This window comes from Streptosporangium sp. NPDC049248 (assembly GCF_040678965.1).
Taxonomy (GTDB): Bacteria; Actinomycetota; Actinomycetes; order Streptosporangiales; family Streptosporangiaceae; genus Streptosporangium; species Streptosporangium fukuiense.
This window is the reverse complement of the sequence record NZ_JBFAQY010000005.1, coordinates 212,343-233,387: the sequence shown is the minus strand read 5'-3', so window position 1 is coordinate 233,387 and position 21,045 is coordinate 212,343. Positions and strand designations below refer to the sequence as shown.

General features: G+C 68.1%; 16 protein-coding genes and 1 tRNA gene. 5 read left to right on the top strand and 12 right to left on the bottom strand.

The annotated features are described in order from the left end of the window. Positions 1-2: 2 nt before the first annotated feature. Positions 3-866, bottom strand: coding sequence for an ABC transporter substrate-binding protein (locus AB0K21_RS12730; protein ID WP_343968753.1), 864 nt, complete (start codon positions 864-866; stop codon positions 3-5). 242 nt (positions 867-1,108) lie between these two features. Between AB0K21_RS12730 and AB0K21_RS12725 the strand changes: the two genes are divergently transcribed. Next, positions 1,109-1,657 carry a DUF4352 domain-containing protein gene (locus AB0K21_RS12725; RefSeq protein WP_343968751.1) on the top strand — a complete coding sequence of 183 codons (549 nt, stop codon included), beginning with the start codon at positions 1,109-1,111 and terminating at the stop codon, positions 1,655-1,657. Between the two features lie 70 nt (positions 1,658-1,727). Here the strand turns inward: AB0K21_RS12725 and AB0K21_RS12720 are convergent, their stop codons facing one another. From AB0K21_RS12720 to AB0K21_RS12695, 6 genes are all read right to left on the bottom strand, one after another. Next, positions 1,728-2,501, bottom strand: a complete 774-nt coding sequence (locus AB0K21_RS12720) for an ABC transporter ATP-binding protein (protein WP_343968749.1) — start codon at positions 2,499-2,501, stop codon at positions 1,728-1,730. Beyond that, positions 2,491-3,255 carry an ABC transporter ATP-binding protein gene (locus tag AB0K21_RS12715; RefSeq protein ID WP_343968930.1) on the bottom strand — a complete coding sequence of 255 codons (765 nt, stop codon included), beginning with the start codon at positions 3,253-3,255 and terminating at the stop codon, positions 2,491-2,493. Before AB0K21_RS12715 ends, AB0K21_RS12720 begins: the two co-directional genes overlap by 11 nt. Positions 3,256-3,320: 65 nt before the next feature. Beyond that, positions 3,321-4,490 carry a branched-chain amino acid ABC transporter permease gene (locus AB0K21_RS12710; protein WP_343968747.1) on the bottom strand — a complete coding sequence of 390 codons (1,170 nt, stop codon included), beginning with the start codon at positions 4,488-4,490 and terminating at the stop codon, positions 3,321-3,323. Continuing rightward, a complete protein-coding gene (locus tag AB0K21_RS12705; RefSeq protein ID WP_343968745.1) occupies positions 4,487-5,455 on the bottom strand; it encodes a branched-chain amino acid ABC transporter permease in 969 nt (322 codons plus the stop codon). Before AB0K21_RS12705 ends, AB0K21_RS12710 begins: the two co-directional genes overlap by 4 nt. Before the next feature lie 158 nt (positions 5,456-5,613). Further along, positions 5,614-6,771: a branched-chain amino acid ABC transporter substrate-binding protein gene (locus tag AB0K21_RS12700; protein ID WP_343968929.1), complete on the bottom strand. Its 1,158-nt coding sequence runs from the start codon at positions 6,769-6,771 to the stop codon at positions 5,614-5,616. A gap of 353 nt (positions 6,772-7,124) precedes the next feature. After that, positions 7,125-7,739, bottom strand: a complete 615-nt coding sequence (locus tag AB0K21_RS12695) for a response regulator (protein ID WP_343968743.1) — start codon at positions 7,737-7,739, stop codon at positions 7,125-7,127. Positions 7,740-7,852: 113 nt separating this feature from the next. Between AB0K21_RS12695 and AB0K21_RS12690 the strand changes: the two genes are divergently transcribed. From AB0K21_RS12690 to AB0K21_RS12675, 4 genes are all read left to right on the top strand, one after another. Beyond that, positions 7,853-7,926, top strand: a tRNA-Leu gene (locus AB0K21_RS12690). 652 nt (positions 7,927-8,578) lie between these two features. Beyond that, the gene (locus AB0K21_RS12685) at positions 8,579-8,794 is read left to right on the top strand and encodes a hypothetical protein (RefSeq protein ID WP_364149594.1); all 216 of its coding nucleotides are present in this window, start codon (positions 8,579-8,581) and stop codon (positions 8,792-8,794) included. Positions 8,795-8,865: 71 nt separating this feature from the next. Continuing rightward, positions 8,866-9,486, top strand: coding sequence for a GNAT family N-acetyltransferase (locus AB0K21_RS12680; RefSeq protein WP_343968739.1), 621 nt, complete (start codon positions 8,866-8,868; stop codon positions 9,484-9,486). Between the two features lie 39 nt (positions 9,487-9,525). After that, a complete protein-coding gene (locus AB0K21_RS12675; protein WP_364149591.1) occupies positions 9,526-10,332 on the top strand; it encodes a maleylpyruvate isomerase N-terminal domain-containing protein in 807 nt (268 codons plus the stop codon). Between the two features lie 249 nt (positions 10,333-10,581). Here AB0K21_RS12675 and pyk read toward each other — a convergent pair whose 3' ends face one another. The 5 genes from pyk to gltB form a co-directional block, all read right to left on the bottom strand. After that, the gene (gene pyk, locus AB0K21_RS12670; RefSeq protein ID WP_343968735.1) at positions 10,582-12,012 is read right to left on the bottom strand and encodes a pyruvate kinase; all 1,431 of its coding nucleotides are present in this window, start codon (positions 12,010-12,012) and stop codon (positions 10,582-10,584) included. Positions 12,013-12,303: 291 nt separating this feature from the next. Beyond that, positions 12,304-12,723, bottom strand: coding sequence for a hypothetical protein (locus AB0K21_RS12665; RefSeq protein WP_364149589.1), 420 nt, complete (start codon positions 12,721-12,723; stop codon positions 12,304-12,306). Positions 12,724-12,947: 224 nt separating this feature from the next. Then, positions 12,948-14,621 (bottom strand): S8 family serine peptidase, encoded by a 1,674-nt coding sequence (locus tag AB0K21_RS12660; protein WP_364149587.1) that lies wholly within the window; start codon positions 14,619-14,621, stop codon positions 12,948-12,950. Positions 14,622-14,850: 229 nt separating this feature from the next. Then, positions 14,851-16,329 (bottom strand): glutamate synthase subunit beta, encoded by a 1,479-nt coding sequence (locus AB0K21_RS12655; protein WP_364149585.1) that lies wholly within the window; start codon positions 16,327-16,329, stop codon positions 14,851-14,853. 70 nt (positions 16,330-16,399) lie between these two features. Continuing rightward, positions 16,400-20,905, bottom strand: coding sequence for a glutamate synthase large subunit (gene gltB / locus AB0K21_RS12650; protein ID WP_343968729.1), 4,506 nt, complete (start codon positions 20,903-20,905; stop codon positions 16,400-16,402). Positions 20,906-21,045: the final 140 nt, after the last annotated feature.

The following is a 21,045-nucleotide window of genomic DNA, read 5'->3' as shown; positions in this document are numbered from 1 at the left end:
GGTTAGCCGAGCTCCCCGGGCTTCTTACCGAACCACTTGACGAAGATCTGCTCGTAGGTGCCGTCCGCCTTGGCCTCGGTGATCGCGTCGTTGATCGCCTTGAGCAGGACCGGGTCGGCGCCCTTCTTCAGGCCGACGCCGTACTGCTCGCCGGTGTCGAGGCTGGCGACCAGCTCGAACTTCTCCGCGATCTCGGGCTTCTTCAGCCAGGTCAGGACGACGGGAAGGTCCTGGACGATCACGTCGACCTGGCCGGACTGCAGGCCGAGCAGTTCCTTGGGAGAGTCGGCGAACTCCTTCGGGTCCAGGCCCTTGCCCTTGACGTAGTCGAGGCCGGTGGTCGAGGCCTGGGCGCCGAGCTTGAGGCCCTTGGCCTTGACCTCGTCAAGGGTCGCCACGCCGGCTCCCTTCTTGGCCAGCAGTGCCTGCGTGGCGTCGAAGTAGGGCTCGGAGAAGTCGATGTTGGCCTTGCGCTCCTCGGTGATCGTCATACCGGCGGCGGCCACGTCGCACTTGCCCGCCGCCATCGCCGCACCACTCTTGATGACGGCGAAGTCGATGTCGACGATCTCCTGCGTCAGGCCGAGCTTCTTGGCCGCCAGGTCGACGATGTCGACGTCGAAGCCGACGACCTTCTCGCCCTCCTTGAACTGGAAGGGCTCGTAGGGCAGGTTGGTGCAGGTGGTCAGCTTGCCGGGGGTGATCACCTGCGGGCCGGCCGCGGCCGCGGGAGCGCTTGCCGAGGCACCATCGCTCGGGCTCGCGCTGGTGGTCTCGCCACCGCCGCAGGCCGTGAGGCCGAGCGCACCGGCGACGACCATGGCGCCCACCGTGATCGCACGACGGGAAACAAAACTCAGGCCCACAAAGGCCTCCTTACGGTCAAATGTCGCTTCTTTTATGGATACCTCAATGCAGGTCATGCTCCATCACCTGCGTAATCGTGCAGATCACCGGTATGACACAATTCGGACAACAACCGTGTCAGGAGCCCCCCGACCCACACCCTGCTCCCACCGCGGACCGGGATACGGGCACTTGCCGGATCGTCAACGCCGGCCGGGCCGGTCGTTGAACTTCGGGGTCCGCCCCGGTTACATTGCCCGATGTGCGTGCCCCCCTAGCCCTGTTCACCGGTGTCGCTCTCGTCGTCGCCGCGCTGTCCGGCTGCACCGCGGAGGAGCCGGCTCCAACCGCCTCCCCCACCTCCACCTACGAGCTCCCGCCGCGCCCGGTACGACCGGGCGAGAGCCCCATCAGGGCCGCGCCGGTGACCGACGGCGACACCCGGTTCCAAGTGATCGGCCTGCAGAAGGGCCTGAGCGGCTTCTTCGGCAGCCACGCCGAATGGCAGGCCAAGGGCCAGTACGTGGTCGTGCGGATTCTCGTGGAGAACCCCGGGCGCACCAACTCGCGCTTCGACGCCAAGCGGCAGCGGCTCATCACCGCCGACGGCACCGGCCACCCGATCGACAAGTTCGCGCAGGCCATCAAGCGCCAGCCGGACACCCTCCCGCTCGGCGCCGGCGTCAGGATCGAAATGGACCTGTGGTACGACATCCCCAAGGAGGCGAAGGTCACCGCGATCAGGCTGTTCGGCGATCCGCCCCTCGGCGTGGGAGGCACCACCGACGGCGTGCAGGTGCCACTGTCCTGAGCCGCCCCGACATGGGTGAGCCCGCCGCGCCGACGCGCGGCGGGCTCACCTCTGCCGTGAAAGGCACCGATCAGGCCGGCTCCTCCGGCACGGAGGCGGAGCCGGGAGCACCCGCCGCCTCCTCGACCAGGTCGTGCGCCGCTCCACCGCCCAGATAGGCGGCCTGCACGGCCGGGTCGTTGAGCAGCTCGTCCGCGGGCGCGCTCTTGACCACCTGCCCGGTCTCCAGGACGTAGGCGCGGTGGGCCAGCTTCAGCGCCTGCTGGGCGTTCTGCTCCACCAGCAGCACCGTGGTGCCCCGGCGGTTGATCTCCTCGATGATCGAGAAGATCTGCTGCACGATCAGCGGCGCCAGACCCATCGACGGCTCGTCCAGCAGGAGCAGCTTGGGCTTGGCCATCAGCGCGCGGCCGATGGCGAGCATCTGCTGCTCACCTCCGGACATCGTGCCGCCCATCTGGGTCCTGCGCTCCAGCAGGCGAGGGAAGAGCTCGTAGACCTCGTCCAGGTCGGCGCTGAAATCACCCGAGCGGGTGTAGGCGCCCATGAGCAGGTTGTCCTGCACCGTCATGCCCGGGAACACGCCCCGGCCCTCGGGCGCCTGCCCCAGACCCGCGACGACCCGCTGGTGGCCGGGCATCTTGCTGATGTCGTTGCCGTCGAAGGTGATGCTCCCCGACGACAGCGGGCGCAGGCCCGAGATCGTCTTCAGGGTGGTGGTCTTACCCGCCCCGTTCGCCCCGATGAGCGTGACGATCTCGCCCTCGTTCACCTCGACCGAGATGCCCTTGAGCGCCTCGATCTTGCCGTAGTGGACATGGATGTCCTTGACCTCAAGAAGCATCGGCGGGAGCTCCCAAATACGCCTCGACGACCCGGGGGTCGGTCCGCACCTCGTCCGGCAGGCCATCGGCGATCTTCTGGCCGAAGTCCAGCACCGCGATGCGGTCACTGATGCCCATGATGAGGCTCATGTCGTGCTCGATGATCAGAATCGTCCGCCCGGCGTCGCGGATGTCCCGGATCAGCTGCTGCAGCGCCACCTTCTCCGCCGGGTTCATACCGGCGGCGGGCTCGTCCAGCAGCAGCAGCTTCGGGTTGGTCGCCAGGGCGCGGGCGATCTCCAGACGACGCTGGTCACCGTAGGGCAGGTTCTTGGCGTGGTCCTGCGCGCGGTGCGAGATGCCGACGAAGTCGAGCAGCTCCATCGCCAGTGCGCGCCCCTCGCGCTCGGCCTTGCGGTGCCAGGGAAGCCCCAGCGCCACGCTGACCATGCCCGACCTGTGGTGCGCGTCCGCGCCCACCATGACGTTCTCGATGGCCGTCATGTTGTGGAACAGGCGGATGTTCTGGAACGTGCGGGCGATACCCCGCTTCGTGATCTTGAAGCGCTTGACGCCGCTGATCTTCTCGTCCAGGAAGCGGACCTCGCCCTCGGTCGGCTGGTAGACCCCGGTCACCACGTTGAAGACCGTGGTCTTGCCGGCGCCGTTCGGGCCGATGAGCGCGAAGATCTCCCCTTCCTTGATGGTCAGGTCGACCTCGCGCAGCGCCGTGACACCGCCGAACCGCATCACGAGGTTCCGCAGCTCCAACATGGTGCGGCCGCTCCGCTCCGCCTGTGCCACCTCCGAGGTCACAGTGGCCGGATTCACCTCGGCGCTCACTTGGAAGCCACCTCCTCAACCTGCGAATCGGGCCCGGGGACCTCGGCCCCGAGCGTACCCATCCCGCCTGTTCCCTCCTGCAACTCCGCCTTGCGTTGACGCGACGGCAGCAGACCCTCCGGGCGGAAGATCATCAGCGCCACCAGCACCGCACCGAAGATCAGCATGCGGTACTCCTGCAGACCACGGAACCGCTCGGGCAGCCAGGCCACCAGGAAGGCGCCCAGCATGACACCCGGCAGGTTGCCCGAACCACCCATGACCACCGCGGCCAGGATCGTCGCCGACAGCAGGAACTGGAAGTCGTTCGGGTTGATCGAGATGGCCTTCGCCGCCCACAGCACACCCATCGCGCCACCGATGGAGGCACCGATCGCGAAGGCGAGCATCTTGAAGCGGAACGTCGGCACGCCCATGACCTCGGCCGCGTCCTCGTCCTCACGGATCGCCGCCCAGGCACGCCCGACCCGGCTCTTCTCCCAGCGCTTCACCAGGATGATCACGATGACGGCCAGCGCGACCAGCAGGTAGTAGTAGGGCCGCGGGTCCAGCACGCCGTACTTGAGCGGATCCACCCCGAACACCTCGGAGAAGTTGATCCCGAAGAGACTGAAGTCCTCGATGCTCGGCGGGTGCGGAATGCCGCGGATGCCGTTCGGGCCACCGATCTCGTCGGTGTTGCGGGCGGTGATACGGATGATCTCGCCGAAACCCAGCGTGACGATCGCCAGATAGTCACCGCGCAACCGCAGCGTCGGAGCGCCCAGCGTGAGACCCGACAGGGCACAGATCCCGATGCCGACCACCAGGATGAGCCAGAAGTTCCAGCCCAGCCGGGTGCCGATCAACGCCATCGCGTAACCGCCCACCGCGTAGAACGCGACGAAACCCAGGTCGAGCAGACCCGCCTGGCCGACCACCACGTTCAGGCCGATCGCCAGGACCACGTACGTCCCGATCGGGAAGAACAGGATGCTCGCCCAGTCGGTGTAGGGCGACATGAAGGGAGCGAGACTCTCCGACGGCAGCAGCAGTGCCCCGATGATCAGGAACACGTACAGGATCCAGCGCTGCCAGCCGGGAGTGCTCAGCCAGCGATCGTGCATGGCGTCGCCGAAGCGACCGAGACCGTTGCGGATACCTGCCAGGGAATTCTTCTGGTTCATGCGCGCGCCTGCTGGAGTGATTCACCGAGGATTCCGGTGGGGCGGAACATCAGGACCAAGACGAGGATGGTGAAGGAGATCACGTGCTTCCAGTCGGAGCCGAAGAAGATGGCTCCGTAGTTCTCCACCAGCCCGAGCGTGATTCCACCGACCAGGGCGCCGCGCAGGTTGCCGATGCCACCCAGGACCGCCGCGGTGAACGCCTTGATACCGAAGAGGAATCCGACAAAGTAGTGCGTGTTCTCGTACGAGATCAGATAGAGCGCACCCGCCACACCGGCCATGCCACCGCCGATGAGGAAGGTCATCCGGACGATCCTGTTGATGTCGACGCCCATCAGCACGGCCGCCTCGGGGTTCTGCGCGGTAGCGCGAATACCCCGGCCGATCTTCGAGCGATTCACCAGGGCGTCCAGCGCGATCATCATGCCGATCGCCGCGAGGATGACGAATATCTGGTCGAGCCGGACAGAATGCCCGAAGATCGAGAAAAGTTCGCTCCGCTCCATCAGCCGGGGCAGAGCCATCTGAATACGCCCCTGCTCCGGACGGTTGAAGACCTCCGGGATCACCAGGAGCGCGAACAACTCCTGGAGGAAGATCGAGGCACCGATCGCCGAGATCAGCGCCGCCAGTCGGGACGCGCCGCGCTTGCGCAACGGCCGGTAGGCGATCTGCTCCAGCGCGATCGCGGTACCCGCCGAGGCGAGCATGCCGGCCAGGATCATCGCCACCACGACACCGACCAGCGCGATGCCGGTGAGCGGGGAGTTGATGCCGAACACGAACGGCACCAGCATCGCACCGAACGTACCGATCATGAAAACTTCTGAATGCGCGAAGTTGATCAGCCGCAGCACGCCGTACACCATGGTGTAGCCGAGCGCGATCAGGGCGTAGATCGAGCCGAAGGCCAGGCCGTCGATCGTCGCCGGCCAGAACTGATTGATGAAGTCATTGAGCACTAGGGTTTACCACTTCTAGCGGGGGTCGCCTGCACTTCCGGGTAGCACACCGCCTCCAGCAGAACCTCGTGGACTCTCTGGAAGTACGCGAGAAGCGGGAACGCACTGCGCGTTCCCGCTCCCCGCGCGTCGACTACCTACTCTCCTTCAGCCCAGGACTAACCCAGCTTGGCCTCGGTGGCCTTGCCCAGGAGGCCGATCGCGCCGTCCTTGACCTGGTAGATGTAGATGTCCTTCGCCGAGACCTCACCGTTGGCCTCGAACTTGACCTGCTTGGAGACACCCGCGAAGTCCACCGTGGCGATGAACTCGTTGATCTTCTCAGCCGTGGTGTTGCCCGCCTTGATCGCCTCGACGAAGACCGTCGCGGCGTCGTAACCCTCGGCCGCGTAGATGGCCGGGTCAGCGCTGTAGGCGGCCTTGTAGGCCTCGGCGAACGCCTTCACCTTGGCGTCGGTCACATCCGGGGTCGCGATGTAGCACGGGCAACCGACCAGCGCGCCCTCGGCGTTCGCGGCACCGGCGCCGTCGATCAGACCCTTGTCCAGCGAACCGTCACCGGACAGGAACTTCGCGTCCTTGACACCCTTGTCGCGGAGCTGCTTGAGCAGGTTGCCGCCCGCGGCGTAGTAACCACCAAAGAAGATCGCGTCAGGCTTGGCCGCCGCGACCTTGTTCACCACCGAGGAGAAGTCGCTCTCGGTCGGGTCGAGCGAGTCCGTCGTCAGCTTCACGCTCTTGGCCTCAAGCGCACCCTTGACCGCGTCGGCCAGCGGCTTGCCGTACTCGGACTTGTCGTCGATGACGAAAACGTTCTTCGCGGCGAGACCCGTCGCGATGAAGTCACCGATGCCGGGACCCTGAACGTTGTCACTCGGCAGCACGCGGTGCCAGTACTTCCAACCGTTCGCCGACAGCGCGGCGTTGGTGGCGGACGCCGAGACGCTCGGCAGCTTCGCCTCCTCCAGCACCGGCGCCACCTGGGCGGACTCACCGGAGAACGCGGGACCGATCAGGCCGACGATCTTGTCGGTCTTGATGGCCTGCTGGGCCAGGGCGACCGCCTTCGACGGGTCCGCCTGGCTGTCGTACTCGACCAGCTCGATCTTCACAGCCGGGTTGGTCTTGTTGTACTCGTCGATGACGAGCTTCGCACCGTTCCGGGGGGGAATGACGATGCCGGCGTTGGCGCCGGTCAGGTCTCCCATGAAGCCAAGCTTGACGGTACCGGGGGCGGCAGCACTGGAGCCACCCTCAGCCGGCGTGGCTTCCGTACCACCGTCACCGCAGGCAGCGAGACCGAGGGTGAGCGCCACACCGGCGGCAAGCACTCCACCGAGGCGTGCAGTCTTAGGCCGCAAGGTTGCCTTCCTTTCGCCCGTTCCCTCGTCAGGACCGGGTTCACAGATGCCCTTCCCTGGCGGGTGGCCAGGGGGTTGTGTCGGTTAGTACAGCCAGCCGATGTCACGGGTCGATACAGGACGGCCTACCGTTACCGTTTCTTTACAACACCGATCCTTTTCGGCTATCAGATGCAAAAGCCATGGTCACTGGCGACCTCGCCGCCTCCACGACCCGTCGTCCCGGCCCCCAGAAAGCCCACATCGCCTCCCCCGCGAGCCACACCCCCTTGCGGCGCGGGCTTGCGGAAAGAGGCGCAGAGTCCGATTCAGGGCTCCTCAGCCCCCGCCTCGGAGCCACCCCCACCTTTGTCCGCGTCCGCGACCACGATCTGCGCCACCTGCCGCATGCTCAGCCTGCGATCCATCGACGCCTTCTGGATCCACCGGAACGACTGCGGCTCACTCCACCCGTGCCGCGCCATCAACAGACCCTTCGCCCGCTCCACCAGCTTGCGCGTCTCCAACCGCTCCGAGAGCGTCCCGACCTCCCGCTCCAGCGCGGCGATCTCCTGGTGCCTGCTGACCGCCATCTCGATCGCCGGCACCAGATCCGACTTCGTGAACGGCTTCACCAGGTACGCCATCGCCCCGGCGTCCCTCGCCCGCTCCACCAGGTCACGCTGCGAGAAGGCCGTGAGAATGAGACACGGCGCGATCCGCTGCGACACGATCTGCTCGGCCGCCGAGATCCCGTCCAGGACGGGCATCTTCACATCCAGGATCACCAGATCGGGCCGCTGCTCCATGGCCAGCTTGACCGCCGACTCCCCGTCCCCGGCCTCCGCGACGACCTCGTATCCTTCTTCCTCTAGCATCTCCTTGAGGTCGAGACGGATCAGTGCTTCATCTTCCGCGATCACCACTCGCCGCTGCGTACTCACGAGCAAGAGAGTACCGACGTCCGCTAGATTGGGACCACGCCAGCTACCGAAAGCGATCTACTTCTAGGTAAGCTCTTAGCTGGCACACAAGAACCGGACAAGTCCGGAAATATGCCCCGATAGACCAATCGGCAGAGTCGATGGCCTCAAAATCCATTCAGTGTGGGTTCGAATCCCACTCGGGGCACAGTTAGCTGGGCCGGTCGACGAGATCGACCGGCCCAGCCGCTTCCAAAGCGATCTGTAGTCACACGAAAACTGTCGGTAGCGCTTGGCATGGTGGTCCCATGCACCCTCGCGAAACCGTCGACCGCGCTCTCCACCTCTCGACACTCGGCCTCATCGACCGGCAAGTCGCCGAACTCTGCAACGTCTCCATTGGAGCGGTCCAGAAATGGAGAACCGGAGCGCGGAGAGCCCACGAAGACGAGGACCGCAGGCGACACCGCTCCTGTCCTCGCTGCCACGAGCGACCACTCGACGAGGCAGCCTATGCCTATCTTCTGGGGCTGTACCTCGGTGACGGCCACATTGTGCTGTGCCGCAAAGGCGTCTATCGGCTTTCCCTAGCCTGCTGCGAAACCTGGCCAGGGCTTATAGAAGAAGCGGCCGACGTGATGACCGCTGTGATGCCCACCTCTTCGGTAGGCCGCCGACAGAAAAGTGGCTGTGTGGAGATCCAGAGCCACTCAAAACACTGGACGTGTCTCTTTCCTCAGCATGGTCCTGGACGCAAGCATCTACGAAAGATCTCACTGGAAGACTGGCAGAGGAAGATCTTCGAGATGCATCCAGGCCGATGTGTCCGGGGCCTGATGCACTCGGATGGATATCGAGGTATGAACCGTGTTCGTCATCACCTCAACGGCAGCGATCACTGGTACGAGTACCCGCGTTACCTCTTCAAGAACGAGTCGAAGGACATCCTCGAACTATGCGGTGAAGCACTTGACCTCCTTGACGTGGCCTGGCGCTATTCGCGCTACAACACCATCTCCGTGGCCAAGCGGGCCGCCGTCGAGCGGTTGGACGGGTTCGTGGGGCCGAAGTACTGAGGTGGTCCGGTGGGGGGCGCCCCCGGCGGGCGAGTAGGTTGCTCGGAGGACGGCGTGACAGAGGGGGATGTGTGGAGATCGTGGAGAACGGCCAGGCGGAGCCGAGTGGTCCCGGTGCCGGGCGGGTGTGTCTTCCGGAGGGGGTGCGGCTCCACGGGCACGGGGTGGTGCTGCGGGAGTGGGAGGAGGGCGATCTGGGGGCGATGGTGAAGCTGTTCGACGACCCCGAGGTGGCGTACTGGACGCCGTTGGTCTCGCCGTTCGATCCGGAGGCGGCGCGGGCCTATCTGGACCGGGCCCGGCAGCGGCGGGCGGCCGGGGAGCGGCTGCAGTTGGCGATCACCGTGGACGGGGGTGAGCCCATGGGTGAGGTGTTGCTGATGTTGAGTGGTCTTGGCCTGGACGTCGCGGAGATCGGTTACAGCGTGGGGTCCGCCTTCCGGGGGCGGGGGCTGGCGCGGGGGGCGGTGCGGGTGATGACGGAGTTCGCCCGTGACACGGTGGGGGTGTCGCGGCTGCTGTTGGAGATCGAGGCGGGTAACGCGGCGAGCGTGGCGGTGGCCCGCGCGGCGGGGTACCGGCTGACGGACGCGCCACCGGTCCCCTCTGAGGAGAAGGGCCGGCCGATAGCGCTGCGGACGTGGGAGTACGAGGGGGCGGGTGAGGAGACATCCGGTGCGCGTCCGGTTTGACCACGACAATCCATCTTCTTGCGTCTTGGCAGGAGAATCATGAGCACACTCGCTGAGCGGACCATCGCGGCCCTGCGTATCACCCATGACGATCTGGTGGCCTTCGTCCGTGGCCTGGACGCCGCCGATCTCGGCCGGCGGTCGGGGGCCTCGGAGTGGAGTGTCGCCCAGGTGCTCAGTCACCTGGGCAGCGGCGCGGAGATCGGTCTGGCGACGTTGCGGGCGGCGCTGGGCGGTCGGGAGGCTCCGGGCCAGGATTTCAACCACGGGGTCTGGGACCGCTGGAACGCGAAGGACCCCGAGGCGCAGGCCAAGGACTTTCTCGTCGCGGACGCGGAGATCGTCTCGGCCTTCGAGGGGCTTGACGCGGATGCTCGTGAACGGCTCCGGGTCAAGCTGGGGTTCCTGCCCGCGCCCGCTGATGTCGCTCTGGTGGCCGGGATGCGGCTGAACGAGGCCGCTCTGCATTCCTGGGACGTCAGGGTCGCCTTCGATCCGGCGGCCGTCGTGGCGCCGGACACGGCCGGGGTGCTGACCGATCTGTATTCGGGGCCGCTTGATTTCATGGTCGGTTTCATGGGCAGGCCCGATGCCCTCGATCCGCGTCTTGCCACGACTCTTCGGGTCGAGACGAGTGATCCGGAGCGGGTGCTGGGTCTCACCCTGGGCGAGACCGTCGGCTTCAGCGAGGTCCCTGAGCCTGCTGACACCCTGTCGCTTCCGGCGGAGGCGTGGGTGCGGTTGCTCGGCGGCAGGCTGGCTCCCGAGCACACCCCGCCGTCGGTGAGCGTCACCGGTGACGGCGTCACGTTGGACGATCTGCGCCGGGTGTTTCCGGGGATCTGACGCCTGGTGCCCGGGGCATCTGGTCAGGTCCTCATCGCGGATCCGAAGGGCAGTGCGCGGCCCCGGCGGGCCGGTTCACGCTCCGGGCAGATCCGGGCAGATGTGGTAGAGGCCGGCCCGCTCGCGGCGTGGTGAAGCGGTAGCGGGTCGAAGGCGGTGCGCGGTACCTGCGAGGAGTGCCCCCCGGAGACACCCTTCGAAGACGGGTACGGCCACCGCCGGAGCGGTGGCCGTATGCGCGTGTGTCGCTCAGGTGGGGTTGGAGACCGCCGCTCCGATGGTGTGCACGCGCAGGGCGTTGGTGGAGCCCGCGGTGCCGGGAGGGGCGCCGGCCACGATGACGACCTTGTCGCCCTTCTGCAGGCGGGAGTGGGCCAGTAGCGCGGCCTCCACCTGGCGGACCATGTCGTCGGTGTGGTGGACGAACGGCACTTCGAAGGTCTCCACGCCCCAGGTCAGCGCGAGCTGGTTGCGGACGTGGCTGGCGGAGGTGAAGGCCAGCAGTGGGATCGGGGAGCGGTAGCGGGCCAGGCGGCGGGCGGTCTCGCCGGACATGCTGAACGCCACCAGTGCCTTGGCGCCCACGATGGCGCCGACCTCGGCGGCGGCGCGGGCGATGGCGCCGCCGGTGGTCTCCGGCAGCCGTTCGAGGCTGTGGGTGGCCTGGAGCGAGCTCTTCTCCGCGGTCGTGGCGATGCGGCTCATGGTCTCGACGACCTCGATGGGGTAGTTGCCGACCGAGGTCTCCCCGGAGAGCATGACCGCGTCGGCGCCGTCCATGACGGCGTAGGCGACGTCGGAGGCCTCGGCCCGGGTGGGACGCGGTGCGGTGATCATCGAGTCGAGCATCTGGGTGGCGACGATGACCGGGCGGGCCTTCTCGCGGCAGAGCTCGATGGCCCGCTTCTGCACGATGGGCACCTCTTCGAGGGGCAGCTCGACGCCGAGGTCGCCGCGGGCGACCATGATGCCGTCGAAGGCCTCGATGATCTCGGGGAGCCGCTCCACCGCCTCCGGCTTTTCGATCTTGGCGAGCAGCGGGAGGCGGATGCCCTCCTGCTCCATGATGTTGCGCACCACGTCGGCGTCGGAGGGGCGCCTGACGAAGGAGAGCGCGACCAGGTCGAAGCCGGTGCGCAGGGCCCAGCGCAGGTCGGTCTCGTCCTTGTCGGTGAGGACGGGGGCGCTGACCTTGACGCCCGGCAGGTTGAGGCCCTTGTTGTCGGAGATCATGCCGCCGATGATCACGCGGGTGGTGACGCGCTGGCCGTCGACCCGGGTCACCTCCAGGCGGACCCGGCCGTCGTCGACCAGGATGTTGTCTCCGGGGTGAACGTCCTTGGGGAGTCCCTGGTAGGAGGTGGAGACCTGCTCACGGTCGCCGGGGACCTCCTCGGTGGTGATCGTGAAGACATCACCGAAGCCGAGGCGGACAGGGCCTTCTTCGAACTTGCCGACCCGGATCTTGGGGCCCTGGAGGTCGGCCAGCAGACCTACGCCACGTCCGAGCTCGGCGGCAGCCTCCCTCACCCTGTCGTAAACCTCCTTGTGCAGCTCGTGGCTGCCGTGGCTGAGGTTGAAACGGGCCACGTCCATCCCGGCCGCGATCAGTTCGCGGAGACGTTCGGGAGAGGAGGTGGCGGGGCCGAGAGTGCAGACGATTTTCGCGCGACGAGTCACGGATCCCACCCTAATTGGTACAGACCACTTGGTCGTGACGTTGGTCATGGCGGCGATGAAAAATTCGGTGACATCAACGCTACCGTCAGTGAACGGGAGGTTGCGAATCGCCCCTCGCCTCACGCTCACCGTGACCTTTCTCATCGAGGTCGCGGATCCCCGCCTTCCCCGGAACACGGGTTCGGCCTGTCGCAAGTGCCGGGCCATCCCGCCGGAGGTCCCTTGGTTTGGTTCACTGCGCCCTGGGCGGGTGCGGCTCTCCGCGCTGTGACGGGTCCGCCGGAAGGCGGCTCACTCGTAGACGAGTTCCTCGATGACCAGTCCGGTGCCGATGCCCAGCAGCCAGAGGTCCTTGACGATGGGGAGGCCCTGCTGGGTGGGGCGCAGGCCGCCTTCCTCCCGCATGCCCGGTGTCTTGAGGTAGAGCCCGAGCAGCCCTCCGGCGAAGGCGGTCAGCCCGGCGCCCGCCAGCAGCGAGGGCACCACGGGGACCAGCAGTGCCGTACCCAGGGCGATCTCCGCTGTGGAGAGCAGTTTCACGAACCGGGTCGCTTCGATCTTCTTGAGGAACGGGTAGGTCCCCGCCGCCATCCCATGAACTCCCGCGGCGGTCTCCTCGTCGGCGGACCACTTGCTCAGCCCCGAGTTCAGGATGATCACACCGGCGGCGGCCCGGGGTGGAAGCTGGTGGGGGCGCGCTAGAAGTCTCATGGATCCTCACAGTGACGAGATGAGGCCGGAAAATCGTTCTCCTTCCCCGGCCTGACCGCTCCACCCGCCTGTTGATCCTCTTTTGAACGTGACAAAACGAACATAACGGAGCGCCGTTTCCGTCGCGGCAGGTGTTCTCATCGGGTGGCCGCGTTGCCCCCGGCCTCTGTCAGCGACACCTCACAGCCGGAGCGGCGCGGGCTCCCCGGGACACCGACAGACCCTCAGGGGGTGACGGAGGCCGCCTTGGCGGCGTTGACGATGCCGCGGCCGTAGAAGCCGTTGCGCGCCTTCGACCCCTCGCACTTGTGAGCCTCGTCCGCCAGGAGGTCGATCTTGTAGACGTACTTGCGGGGCGAGGGGCAGGCCTTGCTCGTGGCGGTGGCGTACAGCAGGCGCTGAACGTCGGCGGGGGGCATGGTGAGGCCGCTCTTGTCCGGCTTGCCGAAGCGGCTGATCAGGATGGCGGCCACGCCGGTGGCGTGCGGGGCGGCCATGGAGGTGCCGACCAGGTACTGGTAGTAGGCGCAGACGTTGTCGCGGCACTCCCGGATGATCGACCTGTCCTTCGGCGTGCCGTCGGCGCTGATCTGTCCCTTGGCCCGCAGCGCGTTCTCCGGGGCGGCGGCCAGGATGCCCTTGGTGGTGTCGTAGCGGGCGCTGCCGTCGAACTCGTCGCCGCCGGGTGCCGACAGGTCGGTCTGCTCGATGCCGTAGTCGGAGTAGTAGGCCTTGCGCTGGCTCGGGCCGACCGAGGAGACCGAGATGACGCCCTTGGACTCGGCCGGGACGTTGAGGCAGGAGTTGTCGACCTTGCGGGTGCGCTCGGCCTCCTTGGGGTAGTCCGGGCTGGTCTCGTCCGTCTTGGGCCTGCCGAGGTCGGTGGAGCCGTTGCCGATGGCGCTGATGAGGGTGACGCCCCGCTTGCGGGCGTAGTCGAGGGCGCGCTGCATGCCGGTGATGACGCCGCGCTGCTCCAGTTGCTCGGCCTTGGAGTCAGCGGGGTTGGCCTTGCAGTTGAACAGCCACGGGTCGACGTAGAAGCTCATGTTGACCACGTCGATCCCGGCGTCCGCGGCGTAGGTGAGCGCCTCGATGCTGGGCTTGAGGAAGAACAGGCCGGAGTCCCGGCCGGCGCGCAGGTTCACCAGGGAGACCCCGGGGGCGACGCCGGCGACGCCCCGGCCGTTGACCGGCGAGGCGATGGTGCTGGCCACGTGGGTGCCGTGGCCGTCGTCGTCCCAGTCGACCGGGTCCTTGCAGTTCTTGAACTCGCAGGGCCCGTCGAGGGTCTTGCCGTTGGGGTCCTTGGGCCGGTCGGTCACGAAGTTGCGGCTCAGGGCGTAGTTGAAGTTGGGGGCGATGTCGGGGTGCCTGCCGTCGATGCCGGTGTCGATGACGCCGACCAGCACCTTCTTGCTGCCGGGGGCGGTGGCGTAGGAGCCGTCCGCGGTGGCGCCGATCATCTTCATGTCCCACTGGCGTTCGGCCAGCGGCTCCGGGGCGCCGGTTCCGGCCTTCCTGGTGCCCGGAGTACCGCTCTGCCCGAGGGCTCCGGAGGGGGGAAGGGCTGCGGGGATCGCGGTGGCGGAGCCGATCCTGCGGTCGGAGGAGACTCCCACGACGGCGTCGCTGCCGGCGAGGTTCTCCACGAACCGGGAGCCTGGGCCGCTGGCGACGACGTAGCCGAGTCGCGTCTCCGTGGACAGCGCGGTGCCGCCGCTCGCGTCGATCGCGTCGATCGCGCGGTCGTGGGCGCCGTCGGCGTAGAAGACCAGGTACTCGCGGGCCTGGCTCGCGACCGGGCCGGCCCCGCCGTCCAGGGCTCCCGCCGTGAGAGTGGCCGCCAGGGCGAGAACCGTTCCCGCGCCCGTCAGCCTTCTGATCCCGCGTCTCATCGATCCTCCGCACCTGGCCTGATCACGAAAATCTATCCTTCAGGGATACGCACGACAAAGCGAACTCAATATCCGCTCTGCGCGTTTTTCCGCGAAGGGGTCGGTGAGACGGCCGGTACACAGGCGTTCCCGGGTGCGGTTCCGCACCCGGGAACGTCGTGACGTGCTCCTACCGGCCGTGACATACACGGACCAAATACAACCTACTCAGTGTTCAGACCGGCTGTGCTCAGACCAGTGGCCTCGCGGTAGGCGGGATCGCCACCGGCAGGGCCGTGGAGCCGGTGAGGTAGCGGTCGGCGGCCGAGGCGGCCGAGCGGCCCTCGGCGATCGCCCACACGATCAGGGACTGGCCGCGGCCCATGTCCCCGGCGACGAAGACGCCGTCGACCGAGGACATGTAACCCCTGTCCCTGGCGACGTTGCCCCTGGCGTCGAAGAACTCGCCTTCGGCGACCTCGGCGAGCTCGGTGAGCAGACCCTTCTTCTCCGGTCCCACGAAGCCCATCGACAGGGTGACCAGCTCGGCGGGGATCTCCCGCTCGGAACCGGGCACCGGCTTGAAACCGGCGCCGGGGCCCTCCACCTCGACCAGGCGCAGTGCTTGGACGTTGCCGTCGGCGTCGCCGACGAACTCGGTGGTGGAGACCGCGTAGACCCGGTCGCCGCCGCCGTCGGCCAGTTCCTCGTGGGCGCTCTCCATCTTGAACAGGATGGGGAAGGTGGGCCACGGCTGGCTGCCGGGGCGCTCCGCCGGGGGCTGGGGCATGATCTCCAGCTGGGTGATCGAGGCGGCCCCCTGCCGGATCGCGGTGCCGATGCAGTCGGCGCCGGTGTCGCCGCCGCCGATCACGACGACGTGCTTGCCCTCGGCGCTGATCGGCGAGACCGGGAAGTCGCCCTCCTGGACCTTGTTGGAGGGCGGCAGGAACTCCATCGCCTGGTGGACGCCCTTCAGGTCGCGCCCGGCGACGGGCAGGTCCCGCCACTGGGTCGCGCCGCCGGCCAGCACGATCGCGTCGAACTCCGCACGCAGCCGCGCCGCCGTGATGTCGACTCCGACGTTGACGCCGGTACGGAACTCGGTGCCCTCGGCCCGCATCTGGGCGAGCCGGCGGTCGATGTGCCGCTTCTCCATCTTGAACTCGGGAATGCCGTAGCGGAGCAGGCCGCCGATCCGGTCGGCGCGCTCGAACACCACCACGTCGTGCCCGGCGCGGGTGAGCTGCTGCGCGGCGGCCAGGCCCGCGGGCCCCGAGCCGACGACCGCGACCCGCTTACCGGTCTTCGAGGCGGGGGGCTGGGGGGTGACCCAGCCCTCGTCGAAGGCGCGGTCGATGATCTCGACCTCGACCCGCTTGATCGCCACCGGGTCGGAGTTGATGCCGAGCACGCACGCCGCCTCGCACGGAGCCGGGCACAGGCGGCCGGTGAACTCCGGGAAGTTGTTGGTGGCGTGCAGGCGCTCGACGGCCTCCTGCCAGTCGTCCCGGTAGACCAGGTCGTTCCACTCGGGGATCAGGTTGCCCAGCGGGCAGCCGTTGTGGCAGAACGGGATGCCGCAGTCCATGCATCGCGCCGCCTGCTTGGTCAGCGCGGGCTTGGGGAAGTCCTCGTAGACCTCCCGCCAGTCGCGGATGCGGACGTCCACCGGGCGGCGCGCCGGCAGCTCGCGTCCGTGCGTGAGGAAACCCTTGGGGTCGGCCATCGGTCGTACCTCCCTTATCCCTGAACAGCCTGAGCGGTGTGAACGGTATGAGTGGGCGTGGACATCGGCCTCACCCCTGGACCGCGGCGGTCATGACCGCCTCGTCGATGTCGCGGCCCTCCAGCCGGGCGGACTCGGCGGCCCGCAGGACCCGCTTGTAGTCCGTCGGCATGATCTTGCCGAACCGGGACGGGTCCCAGTCGACCAGCAGCGCCTTGGCCACCGTGGAGCCGGTCTCGGCCAGGTGCGCCTCGACGATCTCGCGCAGCGTCTCGGAGTCGGCCTCGTCGAGCTCCTCGATCTCCACCATCTCGCGGTTGACCCGCTCGATGTCGGGGTCGAGCAGGTAGGCGATGCCACCCGACATGCCGGCCGCGAAGTTGCGGCCGGTCGGGCCGAGGACGACCGCCTTGCCGCCGGTCATGTACTCGCAGCCGTGGTCGCCGACGCCCTCGACCACCGCGGTGGCGCCGGAGTTGCGGACACAGAACCGCTCCCCCACGACGCCGCGGATGAACGCCTCGCCGGAGGTCGCGCCGTACAGGCCGACGTTGCCGGCGATGATGTGCCCCTCCAGCGAGGCCGCCTCGTGCGGCTGGACCGAGATCCGGCCGCCGGACAGGCCCTTGCCGACGTAGTCGTTGGCGTCGCCGGTCAGCCGCAGCGTGACGCCCCTGGGCAGGAAGGCGCCGAAGGAGTTGCCCGCGGAGCCGGTGAAACGCACGTCGATGGTGTTGTCGGGCAGGCCGGCGCCGCCGTACCGCTTGGTCACCTCGTGGCCGAGCATGGTTCCGACGGTGCGGTTGACGTTGCGGATGGGCAGTTCGAGGGTGACCCGGGAACCGTCCTTGAGCGCGCCCTCCGCGAGCTGGATCAAGGTGTTGTCCAGCGCCCTTGCCAGCCCGTGGTCCTGCCCCACCACGCGGCGGAGCGAGGCGCCGGCGGGCAACTCGGGCTGGTGCAGGATCGGCGCCAGGTCGAGCCCCGCGGCCTTCCAGTGGTTCTCGGCCGAGGTGGTGTCCAGCAGCTCGGCGTGGCCGACGGCCTCCTCCAGGCTGCGGAAGCCCAGCGCGGCGAGATACTCGCGGATCTCCTGGGCGACGAACTCGAAGAAGTTGACCACGAACTCGGGCTTGCCGGTGAACCTCTTGCGCAGCTCGGGGTTCTGGGTGGCGACGCCGACCGGGCAGGTGTCCAGGTGGCAGACGCGCATCATCACGCAGCCGGAGACGACCAGGGGCGCCGTGGCGAAGCCGTACTCCTCGGCGCCGAGCAGCGCGGCGATGACCACGTCGCGGCCGGTCTTGAGCTGGCCGTCGACCTGGACGGTGATCCGGTCGCGCAGGCCGTTGAGCAGCAGCGTCTGCTGGGTCTCGGCCAGTCCGAGCTCCCAGGGGGCACCCGCGTGCTTGAGCGAGGTCAGCGGGGAGGCGCCGGTGCCGCCGTCGTGGCCGGAGATGAGCACGACGTCGGCGTGGGCCTTGGACACGCCCGCCGCGACCGTTCCGACGCCGACCTCGGCCACCAGCTTGACGTGCACGCGGGCGGCGGGGTTGGCGTTCTTCAGGTCGTGGATGAGCTGGGCGAGGTCCTCGATGGAGTAGATGTCGTGGTGCGGCGGCGGCGAGATGAGGCCGACGCCCGGTGTGGAGTGCCGGGTCTTGGCGATCCACGGGTAGACCTTGTGGCCGGGCAGCTGGCCGCCCTCGCCGGGCTTGGCGCCCTGGGCCATCTTGATCTGCAGGTCGTCGGCGTTGACCAGGTACTCCGACGTCACGCCGAACCGGCCGGAGGCCACCTGCTTGATGGCCGAGCGGCGGACCGGGTCGTGCAGCCGCTCGGGGTCCTCGCCGCCCTCACCGGTGTTGGACTTGCCGCCCAGCCGGTTCATCGCGATGGCGAGCGTCTCGTGCGCCTCCATCGAGATGGAGCCGTACGACATGGCGCCGGTGGAGAACCGCTTGACGATCTCGCTGACCGGCTCGACCTCGTCGATCGGCACCGGCTCGCGGACACCGTCCTTCAGCTTGAACAGGCCGCGCAGCGTCATCAGCCGCTCGGCCTGGGAGTCCACCAGGCCGGTGTACTCCTTGAAGATCTCGTAGCGGCGTGAGCGGGTGGCGTGCTGCAGCTTGAAGACGGTCTCGGGGTTGAACAGGTGCGGCTCGCCCTCGCGGCGCCACTGGTACTCGCCGCCGACCTCCAGACGGCGGTGGGCGTTCTCGGCCCGGGGGTAGGCGCGCCGGTGGCGCAGCGCCGCCTCCTCGGCGAGGACGTCGAAGCCGACACCGCCCAGCCGGGAGGTGGTCCCGGTGAAGCAGGCGTCGACGACCTCCTGGCTCAGGCCGAGCGCCTCGAAGATCTGCGCACCGGTGTAGGAGGCGACGGTGGACACCCCCATCTTGGACATGACCTTCAGCACGCCCTTGCCGTACGCCTTGATGAGGTTGCGCACGGCCTTGTGCCGCTCGACCCGCAGCGCACCGGAGTCGACCATGTCCTCGACGGTCTCGATGGCGAGGTACGGGTTGACCGCGCCCGCGCCGTAGCCGATGAGCAGCGCCATGTGGTGCGCCTCGCGCGCCTCACCGGTCTCGATGACCAGCCCGACCCTGGTGCGGGTCTTCTCGGCGATCAGGTGGTGGTGGACGGCACCGGTGAGCAGCAGCGACGGGATCGGCGCCAGCGCGTCGGAGGAGCCCCGGTCGGAGAGGACGATGATCCGCGCCCCGCCCTCGATCGCCTCGGAGACCTCGGCGCGGATCTCCTCGATGCGGCCGAGCAGTGCCTCGCCGCCGCCCGCGACCTCGTACAGGCCGCGGACCACGTGTGGGCGGAAGCCCGGCAGCGCGCCCTCGTCGTTGATGTGGATGATCTTCGCGAGCTCATCGTTGTCGATCACCGGGTAGGGCAGCACCAGCTGACGGCAGGAGGCCGGGCCCGGGTCGAGCAGGTTGCCCTCGGGGCCGATGGTGGTGGCCAGGGAGGTGACGAGCTCCTCCCGGATCGCGTCCAGCGGCGGGTTGGTGACCTGCGCGAACAGCTGGCTGAAGTAGTCGAACAGCAGCCGGGGCTTCTCGCTGAGCACCGCGACGGGGGTGTCGGTGCCCATCGAGCCGATCGGCTCGGCGCCCGCCCTGGCCATCGGCGCCAGGATGATCCGCAGTTCCTCCTCGGTGTAGCCGAAGGTCTGCTGCCGCCTGATCAGCGCCTCGTGCGTCGGGACCTCGTGCGCGCGGGCGGGCAGTTCCTCGAAGCGGACCAGCCCGGCGTGCAGCCAGTCCGCGTACGGCAGCTCGGCCGCCAGCTCGGCCTTGATCTCGTCATCCTCGATGATCTTGCCGAGCTCGGTGTCGATCAGGAACATCTTGCCGGGCTGCAGGCGGCCCTTGCGGACCACGTCCTCGGGGGCGATGTCGAGCACGCCGGCCTCGGAGGCCAGCACGACCAGGCCGTCGGTGGTGACCCAGAACCGCCCCGGGCGCAGGCCGTTGCGGTCGAGTACCGCGCCGACCAGGGTGCCGTCGGAGAAGGTGATCGAGGCCGGGCCGTCCCATGCCTCCATGAGGGTGGAGTGGAACTCGTAGAACGCCCGCCGGGCGGGGTCCATCTCGGTGTGGTTCTCCCACGCCTCGGGGATCATCATCAGCACCGCGTGCGGCAGCCGGCGCCCGGCGAGGTGCAGGAGTTCCAGGGTCTCGTCGAAGGAGGCGGTGTCGGAGCCGGCCGGGTCGCAGATCGGGAAGAGCCGCGACAGGTCTCCCGGCAGGTTCGCGGTCCGCAGCATGGCCTCGCGGGCCCGCATCCAGTTGCGGTTGCCCTTGACCGTGTTGATCTCACCGTTGTGGGCGATGTAGCGGTACGGGTGCGCCAGCGGCCACGAGGGGAAGGTGTTGGTGGAGAAACGCGAGTGGACCAGCGAGATCGCGGTCTCGTAGCGCTCGTCGCTGAGGTCGGGGAAGAACTGCTCGACCTGCAGCGGAGTGAGCATGCCCTTGTAGACGATGGTCCGGCAGCTCAGCGAGGGGAAGTAGACGTTCGCCTCGTGCTCGGCCCGCTTGCGCAGGCAGAAGGCCAGCCGGTCCAGCTCCAGGCCGGTCTCGCCGTTGGGGGAGGTCACGAACAGCTGGGCGAAGAACGGCATCACCGCGCGGGCGCTCGGCCCGGGCAGGTCGGGGGTGGTCGGCACGTCTCGCCAGCCGATGACCGTCAGGCCCTCCTGCTCGGCGATCTCCTCGATCAGCCGCACCGCCCTGGCGCGGGCCGGTGCGTCGGCGGGCAGGAAGGCCGTGCCGGCGGCGTAGGCTCCGGCCGCGGGCAGCGGGAAGCCCACCACCGTGCGGAAGAAGGTGTCGGGGATCTGCGTCAGGATCCCGGCGCCGTCGCCGGTGTCCGGTTCGCTGCCCTGTGCGCCCCGGTGATCGAGGTTGCACAGAGCGGTCAGTGCCTTCGCGACGATGTCGTGGCTGCGGCGGCCGGCCACGTCCGCGACCATGGCGACGCCACAGGCGTCGTGCTCGTGTGAGGGGTGGTACAGGCCCTGGGGCTCGGGAAAGCCGAGGTGGGCAGCGGGCATCGAATCCCTCCCGTCGTCTTGCTTCCTTGGAACAAGCAAGGGACGACGTTGGCCCTGCTGCGTGGTGGGTAGAGGTTACCGTACCCTGCCGGATACCGGCCTACCCGGTCAGGTCACACCGATTTGGCGCCGATTCGCCC

Coding starts and splice junctions, on each gene's coding strand:
- AB0K21_RS12655 (WP_364149585.1), bottom strand. CDS start 16,329: ATGGCCGACCCCAAGGGTTTCCTCACGCACGGACGCGAGCTGCCGGCG.
- AB0K21_RS12660 (WP_364149587.1), bottom strand. CDS start 14,621: ATGAGACGCGGGATCAGAAGGCTGACGGGCGCGGGAACGGTTCTCGCC.
- AB0K21_RS12715 (WP_343968930.1), bottom strand. CDS start 3,255: ATGTTGGAGCTGCGGAACCTCGTGATGCGGTTCGGCGGTGTCACGGCG.
- AB0K21_RS12685 (WP_364149594.1), top strand. CDS start 8,579: ATGAACCGTGTTCGTCATCACCTCAACGGCAGCGATCACTGGTACGAG.
- AB0K21_RS12675 (WP_364149591.1), top strand. CDS start 9,526: ATGAGCACACTCGCTGAGCGGACCATCGCGGCCCTGCGTATCACCCAT.
- AB0K21_RS12665 (WP_364149589.1), bottom strand. CDS start 12,723: ATGAGACTTCTAGCGCGCCCCCACCAGCTTCCACCCCGGGCCGCCGCC.
- AB0K21_RS12720 (WP_343968749.1), bottom strand. CDS start 2,501: ATGCTTCTTGAGGTCAAGGACATCCATGTCCACTACGGCAAGATCGAG.
- gltB (WP_343968729.1), bottom strand. CDS start 20,905: ATGCCCGCTGCCCACCTCGGCTTTCCCGAGCCCCAGGGCCTGTACCAC.
- AB0K21_RS12710 (WP_343968747.1), bottom strand. CDS start 4,490: ATGAACCAGAAGAATTCCCTGGCAGGTATCCGCAACGGTCTCGGTCGC.